The 17,612-nt window shown below is 74.7% G+C and carries 14 protein-coding genes; 3 read left to right on the forward strand and 11 right to left on the reverse strand.

Features of this window, described 5'->3' with window-relative positions; translation table 11 throughout:
• Positions 1 to 22: 22 nt before the first annotated feature.
• Both ACZ5ID_RS32585 and ACZ5ID_RS32590 read right to left on the reverse strand, forming a co-directional pair.
• A complete protein-coding gene (locus ACZ5ID_RS32585; RefSeq protein ID WP_468905191.1) occupies positions 23 to 1,156 on the reverse strand; it encodes a bifunctional DNA primase/polymerase in 1,134 nt (377 codons plus the stop codon).
• Between the two features lie 838 nt (positions 1,157 to 1,994).
• Positions 1,995 to 2,900, reverse strand: a complete 906-nt coding sequence (locus ACZ5ID_RS32590) for a DUF4344 domain-containing metallopeptidase (RefSeq protein ID WP_468905194.1) — start codon at positions 2,898 to 2,900, stop codon at positions 1,995 to 1,997.
• Positions 2,901 to 3,376: 476 nt separating this feature from the next.
• Here ACZ5ID_RS32590 and ACZ5ID_RS32595 point away from each other — a divergent pair, with 476 nt between their 5' ends.
• Both ACZ5ID_RS32595 and ACZ5ID_RS32600 read left to right on the forward strand, forming a co-directional pair.
• Positions 3,377 to 4,639: a ParA family protein gene (locus ACZ5ID_RS32595; RefSeq protein ID WP_468905197.1), complete on the forward strand. Its 1,263-nt coding sequence runs from the start codon at positions 3,377 to 3,379 to the stop codon at positions 4,637 to 4,639.
• A complete protein-coding gene (locus ACZ5ID_RS32600) occupies positions 4,636 to 6,057 on the forward strand; it encodes a ParB/RepB/Spo0J family partition protein (protein ID WP_468905200.1) in 1,422 nt (473 codons plus the stop codon). The genes ACZ5ID_RS32595 and ACZ5ID_RS32600 overlap by 4 nt, the downstream gene beginning before the upstream one ends.
• Before the next feature lie 118 nt (positions 6,058 to 6,175).
• Here ACZ5ID_RS32600 and ACZ5ID_RS32605 read toward each other — a convergent pair whose 3' ends face one another.
• Both ACZ5ID_RS32605 and ACZ5ID_RS32610 read right to left on the reverse strand, forming a co-directional pair.
• The gene (locus ACZ5ID_RS32605; RefSeq protein ID WP_468905203.1) at positions 6,176 to 7,276 is read right to left on the reverse strand and encodes a hypothetical protein; all 1,101 of its coding nucleotides are present in this window, start codon (positions 7,274 to 7,276) and stop codon (positions 6,176 to 6,178) included.
• A 323-nt stretch (positions 7,277 to 7,599) separates the two neighbouring features.
• A complete protein-coding gene (locus tag ACZ5ID_RS32610) occupies positions 7,600 to 8,271 on the reverse strand; it encodes a hypothetical protein (protein ID WP_468905205.1) in 672 nt (223 codons plus the stop codon).
• A gap of 261 nt (positions 8,272 to 8,532) precedes the next feature.
• On the opposite strand from ACZ5ID_RS32610, the gene ACZ5ID_RS32615 reads away from it, so the two are divergent.
• On the forward strand, positions 8,533 to 9,465 hold the full coding sequence (locus tag ACZ5ID_RS32615; protein ID WP_468905207.1) for an MmyB family transcriptional regulator: 933 nt from the start codon (positions 8,533 to 8,535) through the stop codon (positions 9,463 to 9,465).
• 25 nt (positions 9,466 to 9,490) lie between these two features.
• Here ACZ5ID_RS32615 and ACZ5ID_RS32620 read toward each other — a convergent pair whose 3' ends face one another.
• The 7 genes from ACZ5ID_RS32620 to ACZ5ID_RS32650 all read right to left on the reverse strand — a co-directional run bounded on the left by ACZ5ID_RS32620 (position 9,491) and on the right by ACZ5ID_RS32650 (position 17,611).
• Complete coding sequence (locus tag ACZ5ID_RS32620; protein WP_468905209.1) at positions 9,491 to 10,528, reverse strand: MBL fold metallo-hydrolase; 1,038 nt, start codon at positions 10,526 to 10,528, stop codon at positions 9,491 to 9,493.
• 123 nt (positions 10,529 to 10,651) lie between these two features.
• Positions 10,652 to 11,830: a GNAT family N-acetyltransferase gene (locus ACZ5ID_RS32625; RefSeq protein ID WP_468905211.1), complete on the reverse strand. Its 1,179-nt coding sequence runs from the start codon at positions 11,828 to 11,830 to the stop codon at positions 10,652 to 10,654.
• Entirely contained in the window at positions 11,827 to 12,471 is a 645-nt protein-coding gene (locus ACZ5ID_RS32630) for a YveK family protein (protein ID WP_468905213.1), read from the reverse strand. The genes ACZ5ID_RS32625 and ACZ5ID_RS32630 overlap by 4 nt, the downstream gene beginning before the upstream one ends.
• Positions 12,468 to 13,688, reverse strand: coding sequence for a glycosyltransferase (locus tag ACZ5ID_RS32635; protein ID WP_468905216.1), 1,221 nt, complete (start codon positions 13,686 to 13,688; stop codon positions 12,468 to 12,470). The genes ACZ5ID_RS32630 and ACZ5ID_RS32635 overlap by 4 nt, the downstream gene beginning before the upstream one ends.
• Entirely contained in the window at positions 13,685 to 14,488 is an 804-nt protein-coding gene (locus ACZ5ID_RS32640) for a polysaccharide deacetylase family protein (protein WP_468905219.1), read from the reverse strand. The genes ACZ5ID_RS32635 and ACZ5ID_RS32640 overlap by 4 nt, the downstream gene beginning before the upstream one ends.
• Positions 14,478 to 16,235: a lipid II flippase MurJ gene (locus tag ACZ5ID_RS32645; RefSeq protein ID WP_468905221.1), complete on the reverse strand. Its 1,758-nt coding sequence runs from the start codon at positions 16,233 to 16,235 to the stop codon at positions 14,478 to 14,480. Before ACZ5ID_RS32645 ends, ACZ5ID_RS32640 begins: the two co-directional genes overlap by 11 nt.
• Entirely contained in the window at positions 16,232 to 17,611 is a 1,380-nt protein-coding gene (locus tag ACZ5ID_RS32650) for an O-antigen ligase family protein (RefSeq protein WP_468905223.1), read from the reverse strand. Before ACZ5ID_RS32650 ends, ACZ5ID_RS32645 begins: the two co-directional genes overlap by 4 nt.
• Position 17,612 lies beyond the last annotated feature (1 nt).

Below are 17,612 nucleotides of genomic sequence, written 5' to 3' on the forward strand. Positions count from 1 at the left end.
CCGCCGCCCTTGCCGGAGGCGCTCACGGGCGGCTCCGGAGCTCTAGGGGGCGGCGCAGGCCCGCGGCCAGGCCGCCGCGGACGATCGGGGCGGCCCGGCGCTCCTGGCCCGGACGCGCGTACTCGGCCGCCTCCAGCAGGACCCGCTCCCCCGCCTCCAGCCCGAGGTACCCGGCCGCGACGAGGCCGCCGACGGTGTAGGCGGCCCGGTTCAGCTTGTCCGTGAAGCCCGCGCCCTCGGCCACGGCCGCGCAGTCGGCGACCTCGGCCAGGGCGGCGGCGAGGACCCGGGTGGCCTGCTCGCGGCCACTGCCGGCGGCGATGACGGCCTGGCGGGCGCGGTTGGGGCGGTGCGGCGGCCTGGCGGGGGGCACCCGCTGGGCCCGCAGATGGCCCGTGCGTTCCAGTTCGCCCGCGAGCCAGGCGGGCAGGGGGGCAGGCTCCCCCGCGCCTTCCAGAGGGACGTACCTCCCGGCGGGGGTGACGGTTCCCGGGGCGACGATGTAGCCGCCGTGCGCGCGTACGTCGACCTGCCAGGCCAGGGAGCAGCCGCCGCCCTGGCCCACGGAGGAGTGCCAGCGGCGGCCGTCGGGAACGGCCTCGTACCAGACGTGCAGGCCGCCCGACGGGGTACGCACGCGCAGGGTCGAGGTGTCGTCGGCCGGGCTCTTCTCGCCCCGCAGGGCGGCCAGGACGGCCAGCGTGTGGAAGCCGTTGGCCATGCCCCGCAGATCGACGTCGTCGTGGATCGCGATGCCCGGCAGGATGCGGTCCCGGCCCGGGAGCGGCTGGGGGTGGTCGTCGACGTCGATCACGACGAGGCCCGCGGGTCCGCACGAGACCGCGACGCCCAGGTCGCTGTCACCGCCCCACCAGCGGTCGACCCGGACGGGGTCGACGGTGGCGGAGTGGAATCCGTGGCACCAGCGACCGGCGGCGGTGCAGTCGCAGCCTTCGTACCGATGGCCCGGGCGGCGGCAGCGCGAGCAGTTGGCCACGGGCGTTTTGCGGCCCGGCGCGAGGGGGTGCACGGGCCAGTCACGGGCGGCGCAGCCCCGGGCCAGGGCGAGCGGGCCCATCGCCGCGAGCTCAGCAAGAGTCGGCTCCGGGGCTGACTGCTCTGAGTCGCTGCGTGAAAACCGCAGCTCAGCAGTCATGTGGTTCCCCTACTCAGCGACTGAAGCGACTCAACGACGGACATAGGTTAGCGAAGCATCGGGGCGGGTGAGCGCAGGCCCACGGAAAACGCCCGCCGTGTCGGGGCACCGGGGATCGGGGCCCAGCTACTCAACGAGCGACCAGCGACCGAAGGGCAGCGACTGAGGATTTTTCAGTCGCTGTCTTCGGTGCTGCCTAAAACACCAGGTCAGAGGCCATGTGGAGATCCACAAGCGACTCACAGCGACTAAAAACCCCTACTTATAACTCACACGCGCATACGAGGAAATCACCAAAACGGCTACCTAATACTGGAGCCAGAGTCGCTTCAGTCGCTGATCCGGGCACCCGTACGTCTCTGACCTGCGGTTTCATGGCAGCGACTGAACAGCTACTGAAGCTCTCACGGTCGCTCGGTTCAGTAGCTGCGTTCGCAAAACGCCCAAATCGCCGTCACCCTTACCGCGCGTAACAGCGACCGAAGGGTTCGGCAGCGACTGAAGGGCAGCGACCGAAGCGCTCGCGGGCCCAGCTACTCAAGCGACTGAAGCGACCGAGTTCCGCACCTGCCCCCGCGTCTGGTCCGGGACACGCCAAAAGGTTCGGGCCTGAGTCGCTTCGGTCGCTTCAGTCGCTTCGGTCTTCAGGGGACTCGGTCTTCAGTCGCTTCGGTCTTCAGGGGACTCGGTCTTCAGTCGCTTCGGCCTTCGGTCGCTCCGACAGCGGTCACCCCGGCCGGTCCTCCGCCTCCTGGGCCGTCTTTTTCTGTTCTGGCCTCTGTTCTGTGCCTTCTGTTCCGGCCCGAGCCTTCTCCGGCCTTGAGTCGCTCCGGTCGCTTCAGTCGCTGGACCCTCGCCCACTGGGCCTGCCGAGCGAAGCGAGACGTTTCTGCCAGGTCTCGCGCACCGTGCGCCACTCCTCCCCGCAGCGGCCGGCCCGCGTACGGGGGAGCAGCTCCGACCCGACCAGGTCGGCGGTGCGGGCGGGGGCGGCGCCGTGGAGGAGGCAGAGGTGGCGGGCGGCCCGATCCCGGTCGGGGGAGTGCTCGTCCCTGGGCTCGTCGCCCGGGCCGGGATCGCCTTCCCCGGCCGCCGCCGACAGCTCGTACTCCCGGGCCGCCGTCCGAAGCTCCCGCTCCCCCGGCGCGCCCCGCCGGATCAGCATCAGGGCGGCGAACTCGTCGGCCGCGTCCTCCTCCGCCCGGGCGCCGAGGTCCAGGCCGAGTACGTCCGCGAGGGCGTGCCCCGCCTCGTGGAAGTACGTCTCCGTCAGTACGGCGGCGGCCTCCTCGTCCGCCGGGCGCACCCCCGCCGCCGCGAACAGGGCCCGTTCCCGGGCCACGTCGTCGTAGCAGATCTCGATCCGCCGGGTCTCGGGGTCGTAGGCCGAACCCTCTCCGGCGCAGGAGCGGGCGACCGCCTCCACGGCACGGCCCAGGCGTGCGGCGGGGACGAGGGAGGCGACGTCGGCGGAGGCCCGCTCCAGGACCTCGCGCCCGCGCAGGAAGGCCGCGTCGGGGCGGTCGGGGGTGGCGGGGGGCTCGTAGCGGACGGAGAAGCCCGTACGGGGTGCTGGGCGGCTCTTGCCCCCGCTCGGGCCGTCGGGGGCCTCCGGGGTGGTGGAGGGGCCGCAGGCGGCCGTACAGAGCGTCAGCAGGGCCGCCAGGGCTGCCAGGGCCGCCAGGGCCGCCAGGGCTGCCGTGAGGGCCGTTGGGCCGGCCCGGGTGTTGCCCCGTCTGCGCATGGGCGCATTAAACGCGCTGACGGATCGTTTCGACAGCGCGTTCGGGGTCTCGTGCCGAAGTTCCGGGCGGGCGGGGCATGTTCCGGGAGTTCGGGTGATCGTCGGCGCCCCGGCCGCCACCTCTGCGGCTCGGCTCGCACAAGCGCCTCTGGAATAGGCCGAAAACGTTCGTACGGACAAGCGGCGTTCGATTCCCCGCCCCTCCCTCACCCACCGCAACCCCGTGAGCGGCCCGGGTGCGTGGGGACGAGGGGCGCGGATTATCACGGCGTGATAGGTCCCGCGACTGTGCGTGCTTCGCGATCTATCACGGCGTGATAGCTCTCCCCGGCCTATCACGCCGTGATAACTCCCCTCCCCCACCGCGAACTTCACCCCTCTTGGGCTGTTTCGTCCCCTACTCCCCCGCCCTCAAAGTCAGAAAGCTAACGTGTCGGTCCATCAAAGGATCTTCGGCGTTAGTACAGTTACGTTCCATGACCTCACCCACCTCACCTGCATCCAGAAGCGACCGGGAGAAGGTCGTCTCGAAGCTTCCCCTGCGTCTTCGCCAGGAGTTGAAGATCCGGGCCGCCCAGCTCGGCGTCGACATCCAGGAGGCCGTCGAGACCGGCATCACCACCTGGCGCAGCCTCGGCTCGAACCTCTCCCCCATCGACACCTCCGGTGCCGAGTCGTTCGCCACCTTCCTGCCCGCCGAGCAGTGGGCCGGCTTCCGGGGCGACTGCAAGGACCGGGGCGTCTCCCTCATCCAGGGACTCGCCCAGTCCGTACAGGTATGGCTCGACCACCACCCCGCCCCCGCCGTACGGCGGCCCGCGATCGTGCGGCGCATCGTCGTCTGCAACCAGAAGGGCGGCGTGGGCAAGACCGCCATCACCGCCGGTACGGGTGAGGCGCTGGCCGAGGACCCCGCGACCCTCATGCCCGTACGCGTCTCGAAGCACTTCGCGGCGCTCCTCGACGACGGCGAGGACGGCCGGGGCAACGACCCCCTCGCCCTCGAAGACCTCCCGGGTCTCGGACAGCGCGTCCTGCTCGTCGACTTCGACCCGCAGGGCCACCTCACCAAGCAACTCGGTCAGGAGCCCCTCCCCATGGGCGGCGACTCCCTCACCAACCACATGGCGGGCGACGCCAAGGGCGAGCTGCGCGAGGTGATCGTCGCCATCGACGAGGACCGCTTCGGCGACCGCCTCCACCTCCTGCCGGCCTGCACGGACGCCTTCCTCCTCGACGTACGCCTGGCTTCCGTACGCGCCCGGGAGGCCGCGCTCGAACGGGCCCTCGCCCCCGTCGAGGCCGACTACGACGTCATCCTCATCGACTGCCCGCCCAGTCTCGGCCTGAGCATGGACGCCGCCGCCTACTACGGACGCCGCCGCCCCGACGAGGTGCCCGGGAACTCCGGCACCCTCATCGTCGTCCAGGCCGAGGACAGCAGCGCCGACGCCTACGACCTGCTGACGTCGCAGATAGAGGACATGCGGACCGACCTCGCCCTGGAGCTCGACTACCTCGGCATCGTCGTCAACCACTACGACGCCCGGCGCGGCTACATCGCCACGTCCTCCCTCCAGTCCTGGATGGACATCAAGGACCCGCGCGTCGTCGGCGTCATCGGAGACCTGAAGGAACAGAAGGAAGCGGTACGGGTCAAGCGTCCGCTCCTGTCGTACGCCCCGCGCTGCGACCAGTCCGTGGGGCTGCGCGCCCTCGCCCGGGAGATCAGCAAGTGAGCAGCAAGGCCAAGAACCTCGGAGCCGGTTCGTCGTTCGGGCAGGCGCGTGCGGTCTCCGCCCGTCGGGCCGCCATCGGCGCCGCCACCGTCGCCCCCACCGCCGGGGTCCCCGACCCCACCGAGCTGCCGGTCGGCCGCATCAGCCAGAACCCGGACAACCCGCGCGAGCAACTGCGCGACCTGGACGGCCTGGCCGACAGCATTCGGGAGATCGGTCTCATCAACGCCATCACCGTCGCGTCCGTCGAGGCGTATCTGCGGGAGCGGCCCGACCGGGCCGACGACCTCGATCCCGACACCCGCTTCATCGTCATCGACGGCCACCGGCGACTGGCCGCCGCGAAACTCGCGGGCGTCCCCACGGTCCGGGTCAGCGTCGACAACGCTCTCGTCTCCACCGATGAGGCCCTCCTCGAAGCGGCCTTCGTCGCCAACGTCCACCGCGACGACATGAACCCGCTGGAGCAGGCGCACGCCCTGAAGAAGCTGGTGGAGTTCTACGGCTCCCAGAGCCGCGCCGCCAAGCGGCTCGGTATCGCCCAGTCCACGATCTCCTCCAAGCTGTCGGTCCTCGATCTGACCCCGGAACTCCAGGCCGATCTCCTGGAGGGCCGCCGTAAGGTCGAGCACGTACGGAACCTGTCGAAGTACGACGCCGAGCAGCAGCGGGCCCAGGCCGATGCCCGAGCGGCGGCGGCGGAGGAGCGCCGGGAGGCGAGCAGGCGGGCTGCCGAGCTATCACGCCGTGATAATCCGGACGGGGGAGGCGAGTCGGAGCGCGGCGACCTATCACGCCGTGATAGCGAAGACGGCGAGGCGGCCGATCTATCACGCCGTGATAGCCGGGACGACGGTACGGACCTATCACGCCGTGATAGCCAGGATGGCGAGGCGGCCGATCTATCACGCCGTGATAGCCGGGACGGTGGGGCGGATCTATCACGCCGTGATAGCCGCGAGCGCGAGGCCGACCTATCACGCCGTGATAATCCGGCGGCGGCCGTCGCCGTCGGCGCCCCGGCCGATACCGCAGCCGCCGGTGCGATCGGTGCCGCGACCGCGCCCGCAGCCGCAGCCGGGAAGGTGAGTGGGGGCGCCGGGGGAGCGGCCGAGCTATCACGCCGTGATAATCCGGGTCCCCCGGCCAACCCCCCGGCCAACCCCGCGGCCACTCCCGAGCACGCGTCCGCACCGTCCTCCCATGGAGGCGACCTCCCCTCCCAGCGCCCCGAGGCGCCCTCCGCGCCCTCCGCCCGGCCCGTCGTCAAGATGCCCTGGACCGACGGTGTCGCCTGCGCGGAGATCGCGATTTCGCGGATGACGCCCGTGGAGCGCGCCCGGATGGTGGTCAGGCTCCAGGAAGAGGCGGTCCGGGACCGGGAGGCCGCCGCGGCGGAACCGTCGGCGGCCGGCTGACACGACGGCCGGAAGGGCCTCGGGGGTCCGGCGGACCCCGGCGATTATCACGCCGTGATAGGCCCGGTGAGCCGCGCGGGCGGCAGCCGACCTATCACGCCGTGATAACCGCAGCCCGTTACGGGCTGCTCCAGCCGGGGTTGTCGGCGGGGGTGAGCGTGCCGAACAGTGAGGTGCACAGGGCGCCCCGGGCGGTCTTCAGGACGTACGAGGGCGAGGTCCGCTCGACCGCGTCCCGCAGCCGGGCCAGCAGCAGGTGGACGGGCGGCAGGTCGAGGGAGAGCGCGTCCGCCAGCCGGGCGCGGCGCGCGGTGAGGTGCGGCTCGACCCGGCGCAGGTCGTTCTCCAGATACGCCGCCGCCGCCCGCATGGCCGTCAGACTGCCGCCCCCCGAGAACCGCAGGCAGTCCTGCCAGCCCGGCAGTCCGATGATGACGCGCAGCGCGTCGGTGAGGCTGTCCGCGATCAGACCGCCTTCGCCCTCGGGGCTCGCGTACACCACGGCGCGCTGCTCGCCGGGGTCGCCGCACAGGAAGTAGGTCCCGCCGACGTCGTCCCCGGCGAAGCCCTCCACCGGCACGCCCGAGGACACGGTCAGCATTTCCCCGTGGTCGCGGCACGACATGTCGAACCCGCAGAGCGCGTACATCGACTCGGACAGGTCCGGGTGCTCGCGGAAGCGGGTCAGCAGCTCCTCGACCGAGGACACCGCCGGGCCGGGGGAGCGGTACGGTCCGGCCGTCGATGCGCGGGGAGCGGTGGCCGGGGGAGTGGCGGCATGGTGCACCGGACTCTCGCGGCAGTGGGCCGCCCTGCCCCGGGTGTGGCGGGGCGGGGCGGGCAGCGGTGCGAACGTACGCCAGGTCGTCAGGGTCGCGGGCGCCACCGTGCCGTGGTGGACGGGCCGTGCGCTGACGGAGACCGGAGTCCGCTCACCCCCGTCGAGCAGACTCCAGGTCTCGTACGCCCGTCCCTCGTGCGCGTCCTGCCGTAACCACGACAGGCGTCCGGTGCCGGCGCGCGGGGCGAGGGGCGGGGCGCCGCCCGGATGGTCGGCCGCCGCACGCAGATAGGCGTGCTCCGCCTGCCGTTGCGCGGTGGCCAGACTGCTGAAGAGCAGCCCGCCCTCGCCCTGCGGACCGTCCGGCCAGCACGTCTCGTACACCACGCTCCGGCCCTCGTACCCGATCTCCCGGTCCGGTGACGCGAGGCTGTGCATGGATCTCCTCCTGCTCATGGCTCTTGCTGTGCTGCCGCGTTCTGCGCGGGACACGATGCCTATCGAAGGAGTGGGAACTCCACCAGGAAACGGTGCTTCCGGACAGCGGTTCTCCCAGCGAAATTCGGTCACTCGGCGGACCGGGGCGGCCCCGCCGCGCGCTCCGCCTTACCGGGGCGGGAGCGCAGGGTCAAGGAGCCCTGCCGGGAGGGGCATGGATCGCGCCATGGTCGTTTACCTGGGTGTGCGGGGGGTGTGCCGTGCGCCTCGGGGTGGAGCGGGCGGAAGTGGCTGGTGGGGGAGGGAGTTGGGCCGGCGGCCGGTCAGCGGCCGGGGGCGGCGCCGATCGGCGGCGGGCCGGGGGTTTCGGCGGAATCGTTGCCGTCCGGCTCGCAGCCGAGCAGGGTCATCAGCGCCTCCAGTTTCTGCCGTGGGAGGGCGCCGACCGCCCGGAAGGCGTGCGCGTGGACGCCCCTGTCGTGCAGGATCCGCTCCATCTCCCGCTGGGCGGACTGCCGTTCCAGGTCCTGGAGCCGCTCGCGCAGGACGCGGGCGAGGGCGCGGTCGGCGGGTTCGGTGAGCCAGCCGGAGTGCACCCGGAACCACTCGCTGATGCCGAGGACCGTATGGACGCTGGGGACGGCGGGGTGGTCCGGTTTCCGGTAGGCGCGCAGTGCCTGCGGGGTGACGCCGATGCCCTGGGCGATCTCGGCCTGGGTGTGCGGCGACACCGCCTCCCCCACCGGCCGTACGACGCCGTCGCCGCACCTCCTGCGGGTGTTCATCAGGAGCTCCAGGCGCTGCTGGACACGGGCCGCCACCCCGGGCTCGGCCACCCGCCCCCCGGCGAGCAACTCCCGTACGTCCGCCGCCGGGACCCCGGAGGCGTAGGAGAGCTCCACGGCGTCCAGGACGTCCTCGGGCCGCCGTTCCAGCTCCTCGATCAGGGACCGTACGCGGTCCAGCATCGCGTCGAGCCCGCAGGCGTCAGTCACGGCATCCCCTCGTCGTACCCCGCCGTCGCTCCTCAGAGGCCCGAGCGTAACGACTGCGGCGGCTTGAACCCACCCCCCGGGGCAAAGCGGGCTTTCCCCGGCGGGAAAGTCCGGTTGACACCGGTGGCGGGGGAGTTGCAGGATCACGGCAAAGGTGACGAAGTGTCAACACGACGTCGCCGCGCGGGACTTCGCGCGCCCGCCGTCCTCAGGGGCGAGGGCCCGAAGCCCCGCATCACGGGGACGGGGACGGGGATGGCCATGACGGTGGGCAGGCACGAGGTCTTAGGGGTGGGGCACCCGGCGCGGGCGGGGGCGGGCGGACGGCCCGTACGCCCCGAACCGCTCCAGGAACTCATCCGGGGCCGCCGCAGCCGTCTGGGGCTGAGCCAGGAGGCCGTGGCCGAACGGCTCGGGGTCAGCTCGCGCGCGTACGGCAACTGGGAGCGCGGCCGGGTCAAGGAGTGGACCGACGGCAAACTCCTCGCCCTCGCCGACGTTCTGGAGATGTCGGACTACCAGGTGGAGCGCCTGTTCCGGCTCACCGTCGGCCGCTTCCCCGCGCGGGTACGCAGGCCCCTCGCCCAGGGCGGGCGGACGTGCGGCAAGGCCGCGCAGGCCGTCCTCGCCGACTACGACGTGATGATGAACGCGCTCTCGCTGCCCGCCCTCCTCATCGACCACCGGTGGGAGGTGCAGGCGGCCAACCACGCCTACCGGGACCTGTTCGCGGGCCTGAGCACCCACCCGGACGCCGATCCCGCCCGCAGCTTCCTGCGGTTCGGCCTGCTGCACCCCGACGCCGGGAGCATCCTCGCCAACCACGCCGACTGGCGGATCTCGCTGCTGTCCGCGCTGGCCGCGGCGCGGGAGCAGTGCCCCGGTGATCCCGCGCTGCGCGCCCTGCACGCCGAGGTGCACCGCCGCCCCTCGCTGCGCGCCCTGTGCCGGGACGCGGTCGACGGCTGCGCCCCGGACGCCGGCGCCGACCTCGCCCACCCCGAGGGCCCCCTGCGCGTACTGCGCCACCCCGACCCGCGCCGCGGCCTGCAGATCTGCCGGCTGGTGGAGGAGATCCCCACCCGCGCCCCCACGCTGGGCCTGACGCGGCTCACCTTCGTCCTCACCCCGTTCGACTTCCCCGGGGTGGCCGCGCCGCCGCGCGAGGGGAGAGCCGCCCGCAGCGCGGCGTGAGGCGCGGTGGGGCGGCGGGCGGAGGTCAGCTCTCGGCCACCGCCGGCTGCGCGGCCGGGAGCCGGTCCCGCAGCCCCGCCACCAGCTCGGTGCGCCCGGCCACCGTCTCCGGTACGCAGTCCGGGGCGAGCCGCACCGCCGCGTCCAGCACGTTCACGAGCTGCAACGGCTCGCCGGAGCCGTCGAGATGGCGGTACTCCACGGCCGTCAGGACGGCCAGCCGCTCCCACAGCCCGAGCCCCGGCCGCCGCAGCTCCCGCAGCACCACCCGCGCGGCCTCCTCCACACCGGTACCGGCGCGGTGCAGATCGTGGACGCGCCCGCGCAGTTCCTCCATGTACGCCATGTACGCCCGCACCTCGTCCTGGCCCACCAGCGGACCGTGGCCCGGGACGATGACGCGCGGGTCGAGGGCGAGGATGCGCGCGCAGGCCGCGATCACCCCGTCGAGGGGTCCGGCCCAGTGCACCGGCACGTCCCCGACGAACAGGATGTCCCCCGCGCACACCACACCGCTGTCCGGCAGGTGCACCACCAGGTCCCCGGCGGTGTGCGCGGGCCCCACCTCGTGCAGCTCGACCGGCGTCGAGCCGACGAGGAGGTCCAGACGGCCGCTGAAGGTGCGGGTCGGGGCGACGACGTCGATCCCGGTGTAGTCGTACCGGCCGAAGTGCGTCAGCAGATACCGCTCGAAGGGCACCTCGGCCCGGCAGCCGTCGAGTACGGCCTGGAGCTGCGGGGGAGTGGGCTCGGCGCACAGGTGCGCCAGGTTCGCCTCGGTGCTGATGATCTCCGCGTCGGGGAAGAGGCCGTTGCCGTAGCTGTGGTCGCCGTTGGCATGGGTGTTGACGACGGTCGAGAACCGGGCCCCGGGCGGAAGGACGCGCCGGGCCGCCTCGACCAGGGCGTGGGTGAGGCCCGCGGTGTAGGGGGTGTCGACCAGCAGGGCGTCGGACTCGGAGCCCACGACCACACAGTTGGCCATGCCCCAGGTGCCGGGGGAGTGGGGCAGCCAGGCGTGCACACGCTCGTCGAGGCGGACGAGTTCGGAAGGAATCAGCATGCTCGCAATTCTGCGGGCGAAGGCTTCCTTCCGGTTGTGAATCCTGCCGGGGGGGGGGTGGGCGGCGGGGCGGCCGGGTGGCCCGGTCCGGCACACCGGCCGTCGCGCTTCCGCCGCCGGGCGCTATTCCCCTTTGTCCGGTGCCGAGTTGGTGCCCCGCGCCGGGGAGGGCCTGCGGCCGGCCGCCGCCGCGCGCCGTGCGCGCAGCTCCCGTACGGCCGCCGCGGCCCGGCGCCGCGCCCGTACGTATCCGGCGCACCACCACAGCAGGGGTGCCGCGCGGGTGCCGCGGGCCAGCAGGAAGCGCTGGTTGCGGACGGTGTCGGGGCGCCAGTGGTGCTTGTACGGCTCGGTGCCGCGCAGCATGCTCAGCACCGCGCGGCCACTGCCGTCCAGACGGCGGGCCGAGGCACGCATCAGCATCGTCGCCGTATCGACCTTGTGCTCGCGCAGGGCGGGGTGGGCGCCGTAGAGATAGCCGCCCGACAGCGACGGCGACTGGAGGGTGAGGTCGGCGGCCACCACCGTGCCGTCCAGGCGGAACTCGGTGAGGACCGCGTCCCCCTGAGCCACCATCAGCCGTACCGAGCGGTCCAGGTGTTCGGCGAACCGGGGGCGTACGTGCTCACGGGTCACCCCGCGCCCGCGCCACTGGAGCCGGTGCAGGGTGAGCAGGCTGTCGAGGGTGGCGGGGACCTCCTCGGGCGCCACCGCCCGCTCGGCCACCCCCAGCGCATCGATCCTGCGGAGCTTGGCGCGTACCCGCTGGGCCGGTTTGGCGGCGAGCCGGGCCAGCAGGTCGTCCAGGGGGGCGGCGGGCAGCTCCAGGCACACCGAGTCCGCCAGCCGGGCGCTCGCCCCCGGCCAGTGGGCGTGCAGCAGTTCGGCGGCGCCGCCCGGCCGGACCTCGCGCAGGTCCACCAGCGCGCCGCCGGCCGCCTCCCGCACCGCCGCCGCCAGCGCCCGGGCCGCCTGCGGCGCGCACGCGTCGTCCAGCAGCACGTCCGTGAAGTCGGTGATCGCGCCGCCCAGCGGCACCAGGGTGCGAAAGGGGCGGAAGACCAGCATCAGCGGGGCCGCCGCGACCAGTCGGCCGTCCCGGCGCACCAGCACGACGCGCAGCCTGCCGCTCACCCCGTACGACGTCCACCACGAGTGCAGCCAGGCGTGGCTCTGGAAGGGGGTGGCCGTGCGGCAGCGTCCGTGCAGCTCCCGCCACTCCCGGGCCAGCCCCGCGAAGGGGCCGCTGTCCGTGCACACCTCGGCCACCAGGGCGTTGTCCCGGGCCGTCGTGACCGTCACCGGGCGCCGCCGTAGGGCATACCGGCGGGCAGGGCGGGGGCCGGTACCGGCGCGCTCTCGCGCCGGGCGGGCCGGACGAGCAGCACCAGGGCGCCGGTCAGGCCCCCGGCGCAGGCGCCGACCAGGGCGGTCAGCGAGGCGGGCGCCGACGAGGGGTCGACGGGCTCGGCCGCGCGCGAGAACTGCACCAGGCGCACACCCGTACTCGCCTCGGTGTGCGTGCCGTTGACGGTCAGCGCGCGGGCCACCGCGTTGGCGATGTCGGCGGCCTCGGCCGGCCGCCCCGAGGTGCCGGTGACGGCGATCATCGGCGCGTCCGGGGAGGTCGACGTCCGCACCTGGCGGCGGATGGTGTCGGCGGGCACCCCGGCCCAGGCCGGGGCGTCGCCGACCACCGCGACCTGGGTGGCGACCCGCCCGTACGCCTGGGCGAAGCCCAGAGCGGTCGCGGGGTCCGACTTGCCGGTGGGGGTCACCACGACATAGCTGGTCGCGGAGTACTCGGCGGGCCGGGCCAGCCCGTACACACCGCCCGCGACCGCGCCGAGCAGCGCGCACACCGGCAGCGGCCACCACCTCGGCAGCGGCCGGGCGCCCGGGTGCGACGGCATCCGGCGCCACGGGCTCGGGGATTGGCTCATCGTGCGCTCACTCCTGACGTGACGGAGGGGTCCGTACTGTCCGTGGGATTCGTGGGATTCGTCGGGTCCGCGGGATCCGTGGCGGCGGCGGGGGGCCGTCTGCCGAGTACGGGGGTCGTGCCGTGCAGGGCCGCCTCGTAGACGGCCGTCAGCCGGGCCGCCGAGGCGCCGATCGTGTAGTGCGCGACGGCCGGGGGCACCGGCAGCCGGCCCGGCGGCGCCTGGCTCGCGGCGCGCAGCGCGGCGAGGAACTCCGCCGGATCGGCCCGTACCGCGCCCGGCGCCCGGCCGGGGGGCAGGTCGTCGACGGCGGGGCAGGCCGCGTAGACGACGGGCAGGCCCGCCGCCAGGGCCTCCACCACCGCGAGGCCGAACGACTCGTCGGCGGAGGGCGAGGCCAGGAGGTCCGCGGCGCCTAGCAGGGCGGGCAGGTCCAGGCCGCCGCCGCCCTCGTACGCGCACTCGCCCGCGAAGCACACCCGCCCGGCCACACCCAGCCGTGCCGCCAGCGCCCGCAGCGGCGCCTCCTGTTCGCCGCCGCCCACCAGCAGCAGATGCGCGCCGGGCAGGTGCGGCAGGGACCGGACCAGGACGTCGAAGCGCTTGCCCGCGACCAGCCGGCCCACCCCGCCGATCACGAAGGCGTCGTGCGGCAGGGCCAGCAGGGTACGGGCCCGGGTCCGCAGCAGCGGGTCGAAGCGGAAGCGGTCCGCGTCGATGCCGTTGGGCACCACGTGGATGCGGCGGGCGGGCACACCCCACTCGCGCAGCCGCCGCGCGATCGTCGCGGAGACGGCGACCGTGGAGGTGCCCAGGCGTTCGGAGGCCAGATACAGGGCGCGCACCCCCGCGCCGAGCGGGCGGCCCTCGATGGTGGCGGCGCCGAGCGAGTGCTCGGTGGCCACGACCGCGCGGACCCCGGCGAGCCGGGCGGCGGCCCGGCCGTACAGGCAGGCGCGGTACAGATGGGTGTGGACCAGGTCGTAACGGCCCCGGCGGATCAGCCGGGTCAGACGCGGCAGCGCGCTCAGGTCGCGGTTGCCGCCCATGCCGAGGTGGTGCACGCGTACGCCGTCGGCCTCCAGGCCCTCGGCGACGGCTCCCGGGTTGGTGAGGGCGACCACCTCGCAGGAGGCGGGCAACGCGGCGATCAGCAGCCGCAGTTGCTGCTCGGCGCCGCCGACGCCGAGACCGGTGATGACGTGCAGGACTCTCACCGCGCCTCCTGTTCCGGTACGGGACGGCTCCGGGCGGACGGGGCCTCGGTCAGGAAGCCCGCTCCCGGGCCGTCGCCGGGCGGCCGGCGCCGCCAGCGGTGCAGCCGTCGTTTGAGGTGCAGCCGCCAGCCGGTGTCGCGCTCGCCGATGTGGACGCGCGGCAGCGCGTAACGGCCGGTCAGCGGGCCGGGGTCGATGGCGCAGGCGTATCCGTAGCCGGCCGCGCGCACCGCGTCCAGGGCCCGCTGGTCGCACCGTCCGTACGGGTAGCAGAAGCCCGGCACGTCCCGGCCGGTCAGCGCGCGCAGCAGGGCGCGGCTCTCGGTGGTCTCGCGGCGCAGGGTGTCGTCGTCGGCGGTGGTGAGGTCGGTGTGGAGCAGGCCGTGCGAGCCGATCTCCATGCCCCAGCTCAGGGCGCGCCGGATGCCGTCCTCGTCCAGGAGCGGGCGGCGCGGGCCGAGCGGGTCCCAGTCGTTGGCGCCGCCGAGCCGCCCGGGCAGGGTGAACACGGTGGCCGTGCAGTCGTAGCGGCGCAGCAGCGGGAGCGCCTCCTCGGTGAAGTCGGCGTACCCGTCGTCGAAGGTGAGACCCACCAGACGGGTGCCGCCGCCCGCGGCACGGGCCCGCAGCAGCTGGGCCATGCCGACGCCGAGCAGCCCCCGGGCGCGCAGCCAGCGCAGTTGCCGCTCCAGGCGCCGGGGGGTGACGGTGATGCCGTACGGGTCGTCCTCGCGGGCGTCGGCGCGGGCACCGACGGAGTGGTACATCGCTGCCCACAGGGCAGGGGTGTCAACGGGCATGCCTCGGCCTTCGGGTCAGGGGGCGGGTCAGCGGGCGCAGCAGCGCCGACAGCAGCAGCAGCGGTGCGAAGCCCCGTACGCGGGCGGCGCGGGCCAGCACGAGGAAGGCGGCGGTGGCCGCGAGGCAGCCGGTGGCGAGCGCCGCGGCCGGGTCGGTGACGCGGGCCGCGCACCACCAGCAGGCGGCTCCGGCCCCCGCCCCGGCCCCGGCCAGTTTCAGCAGTTCGCCGCCGACCCGCAGACGGGCGAGGCCGAGCGGGCGGCGGCCCGCGCCGGCGAGCAGCAGCAGCGCGCCGGCGGCGATGCCCAGCGCGTTGGCGGCGGCGATGCCGGGCGCCCCCCAGCGGGGCGCGGCCCACGCCCCGGCACCGGCGGTCACCGCCAGGCACACCAGCATGGTGGCGGCCGGGTACCAGGTGGGGCGGGCGGCCGAGAAGTAGGAGCGGACCAGGACGCCCACCATGGTCTGGGCGAGCAGGCCCAGCGCGTACACGCGCATCACGGCGGCGGTGGCGGCGGTGTCGGCGGGGCCGAACGCGCCGCGCTGGAAGAGCACTTCGACGATCTGCGGGGCGCAGCCGACGACGACGGCGCCGCCCAGCAGCACGATGGCGCCCGCCACCAGCAGATCGCCCTCGACGCGCCGCCGGGCCTGCTCGGTCTCGCCGGCCGCGAGGGCGCGGGCCACGACGGGGAAGGTGACGGTGCACAGCATCAGCGAGAGCACCATCGGCATCTGCGCCACCTTCTGGGCGTAGTTCAGGTGCGAGATCGCCCCGGCGGGCAGCGGGGCCGCGAGGTGCCGCTCCACGAGCGTCTGGCCCTGGCGGCTGAGCGCGAAGACGACGACGGGGGCGACCATGGCCAGACGCAGGGTGCCGGCCGGTTTCCCCGGCCGCCGGGGGTGCCGCATCCGCTTCGATTGCTCCGGGATGCGGGGCGGGTGGTACGGCTGGTGCGGGTGGGGCGAGCGGTGCGGGCCGGGGGCGAGCCACCGGGCGCCGCGCCGTCCGGTGCGCCGCAACCCCCGCCACAGCGACGGGGCCTGGGCCGCCACCATCAGGACGCCGCCCACCGCGACCCCCGCCGCCGCCGCCCGTACGCCCCAGGCCCGGCCGAGGACGAGGAGCACGGTGATGATGCCCGTGTTGTACGCCACGTAGATCGTCGCGGGGGCGAGGAAACGGGCGTGGCCGCGCAGCGCGGCGCTGCAGTAACCGGCGAGGCCGAAGGAGACGACGCAGGTCGCGGTGGTGCGGGTGCAGTCGACGGCCAGGGCCGCCTCGGGCAGGCCCGGCGCCAGCAGGTCCACCAGGGCCGGAGCCGCCGCCGCCAGCAGCGCCGCGACCCCCGCGAGGGCCGCCATCAGCCGGGGGAGGGTGGCGGCCACCAGGGCGCGCACCGGGTCGGGGCCGGCGCCGGGTCCGCCGCCGGGTCCGCGCCGCAGGGCGGCGAGGCTGAACGCGGGGACGAGTACCAGCGCGAGCCCGTCCTCGATGAGGAGGGTGGCCGCGACCTCCGGCACCGTCCACGCCACCAGGAACGCGTCGGTGTCGGTGCCCGCGCCGAAGACGTGCGCGAACGTCCGGTCGCGCAGCAGTCCGAGGACCGCCCCCGCCACCGTGAGCGCGGCGGTGACGGCCGCGGCCCGGGCCAGGAACCCGCCGGAGGCGGTGTCCCCCGGCCGGGCCCCGTCGTGACGGTCCGTCGGCGGGGGGCCCGGCGCGGCGGGGGAGGCGTCGCTCATCGCCGCGGCGCCCGCCGTGTCCCGGCGCCGCCGTGCGGAGCCAGGGCCCACCAGGCGGCCAGGCCGAGCGCGAGGGCGGTCAGGACGGTGGAGGGTCCGCCGATGTCGCCGTAGAAGAAGTCGGTCAGGAGCCACAGCAGCAGGCCGGTGGCGGCCAGCCCGCAGTCCCGGTCCGGGCGCCGGCCCGCGGCTGCCTCGTACAGCCCGCGCAGGGCGAGGGCGAGGAGCGCCGCCCAGCCGGCGACCAGGGTGCACACCCCCACCAGGCCCTGCTCGCTCAGGACGAGGAGGTACATGTTGTGCGGCGACAGCAGCGGCTGGCGGCGGAAGGCGGCGCCCGCGCCCGCGGTGTCGCTGCCGGAGGACAGGGCGAGGGGGGCGTGGCTGTCGCGGTGGGCGGGGAAGCCCTTGAGGCCGACTCCGGTCAGGGGCGCCTCGCGCCACATCGAGGCGGCGGCGCTCCACAGGGTGTACCGGTCGGTGACGGACTGGTCGGGGGCGTCGGTGACCCGGGTGATGCTGGAGAGGCGTTCCTGGAGGAGCGCGGTCCCGGCCCCGGCGCCGCCGACCACGACCACGGCGAGCGCGAGGGCGCTCACCGCGACGGCCACCGCTCTGCGCACGCCCGCCAGCAGGAGCAGCGCCGCGCAGGTGACGGCGGTGGCGATCCAGGCGCCGCGGCTGAAGGAGAGGGCCAGCGGCGCGAGCAGCACGGCCGCGCAGACCAGCGCCGCCGGGCGCTGGGCGCGGCCCGCGCGGGCGTCGGGCGCGAGCGCCAGGCCCACCGCGCACACCAGGCCGAGCGCGACGACGGTGGCCATGCCCATGATGTCCGAGGCGCCGAACGTGCCGACGGCGCGGATGTCCTCGCCCATGTAGGAGGCGCCGGTGGCGGTGGCGTACTGGTGCACCCCCACCGCGCCCTCGGCCAGGGCGAGCGCCACCAGCGCCCGGGCGACGACCGTGAAGTCGCGGCGGTCGCGCACCAGGAGGAGCACCGAGACCGGTACCAGGACGAAGATCTCCAGGTAGCGGGCCAGCCCGGCGAGCGCCTCGCCGGGGTCGCCGGCCCCGGCGGCGGCCACCGCGGTCCCGGCGGCGGCGGCGCCGAACAGCGCGGCGGCGGCCGGGGCCAGCGGGCGCGCCCCGGACCGGAGCGAGGAGCCCAGCGCCCACAGGGCCAGGACGGCGCAGGCCGCGTCGGCGGGCGTTCCGGTGCCCGGGCCCTCGCCGCCCGCGCCGCCGGGCTGGGGCGCCGCGAGCAGGGCGAGGACGGCGAGCAGCGGCAGCAGATGTACGTGGCGGGCCACGGCCGGGGGCAGGGCCCGCCGGGCCGGGGCGGTGGTCGGGAGCGGCGCCGCCACACTCTGACTCATC

Source organism: Streptomyces sp. NPDC031670 (assembly GCF_055580545.1).

Excerpts from the sequence above, each read along its gene's own strand:
- ACZ5ID_RS32585 (WP_468905191.1), bottom strand. The coding sequence starts at position 1,156 with ATGACTGCTGAGCTGCGGTTTTCACGCAGCGACTCAGAGCAGTCAGCC.
- ACZ5ID_RS32590 (WP_468905194.1), bottom strand. The coding sequence starts at position 2,900 with ATGCGCAGACGGGGCAACACCCGGGCCGGCCCAACGGCCCTCACGGCA.
- ACZ5ID_RS32595 (WP_468905197.1), top strand. The coding sequence starts at position 3,377 with ATGACCTCACCCACCTCACCTGCATCCAGAAGCGACCGGGAGAAGGTC.
- ACZ5ID_RS32605 (WP_468905203.1), bottom strand. The coding sequence starts at position 7,276 with ATGCACAGCCTCGCGTCACCGGACCGGGAGATCGGGTACGAGGGCCGG.
- ACZ5ID_RS32615 (WP_468905207.1), top strand. The coding sequence starts at position 8,533 with ATGACGGTGGGCAGGCACGAGGTCTTAGGGGTGGGGCACCCGGCGCGG.
- ACZ5ID_RS32620 (WP_468905209.1), bottom strand. The coding sequence starts at position 10,528 with ATGCTGATTCCTTCCGAACTCGTCCGCCTCGACGAGCGTGTGCACGCC.
- ACZ5ID_RS32630 (WP_468905213.1), bottom strand. The coding sequence starts at position 12,471 with ATGAGCCAATCCCCGAGCCCGTGGCGCCGGATGCCGTCGCACCCGGGC.
- ACZ5ID_RS32640 (WP_468905219.1), bottom strand. The coding sequence starts at position 14,488 with ATGCCCGTTGACACCCCTGCCCTGTGGGCAGCGATGTACCACTCCGTC.
- ACZ5ID_RS32645 (WP_468905221.1), bottom strand. The coding sequence starts at position 16,235 with ATGAGCGACGCCTCCCCCGCCGCGCCGGGCCCCCCGCCGACGGACCGT.
- ACZ5ID_RS32650 (WP_468905223.1), bottom strand. The coding sequence starts at position 17,611 with ATGAGTCAGAGTGTGGCGGCGCCGCTCCCGACCACCGCCCCGGCCCGG.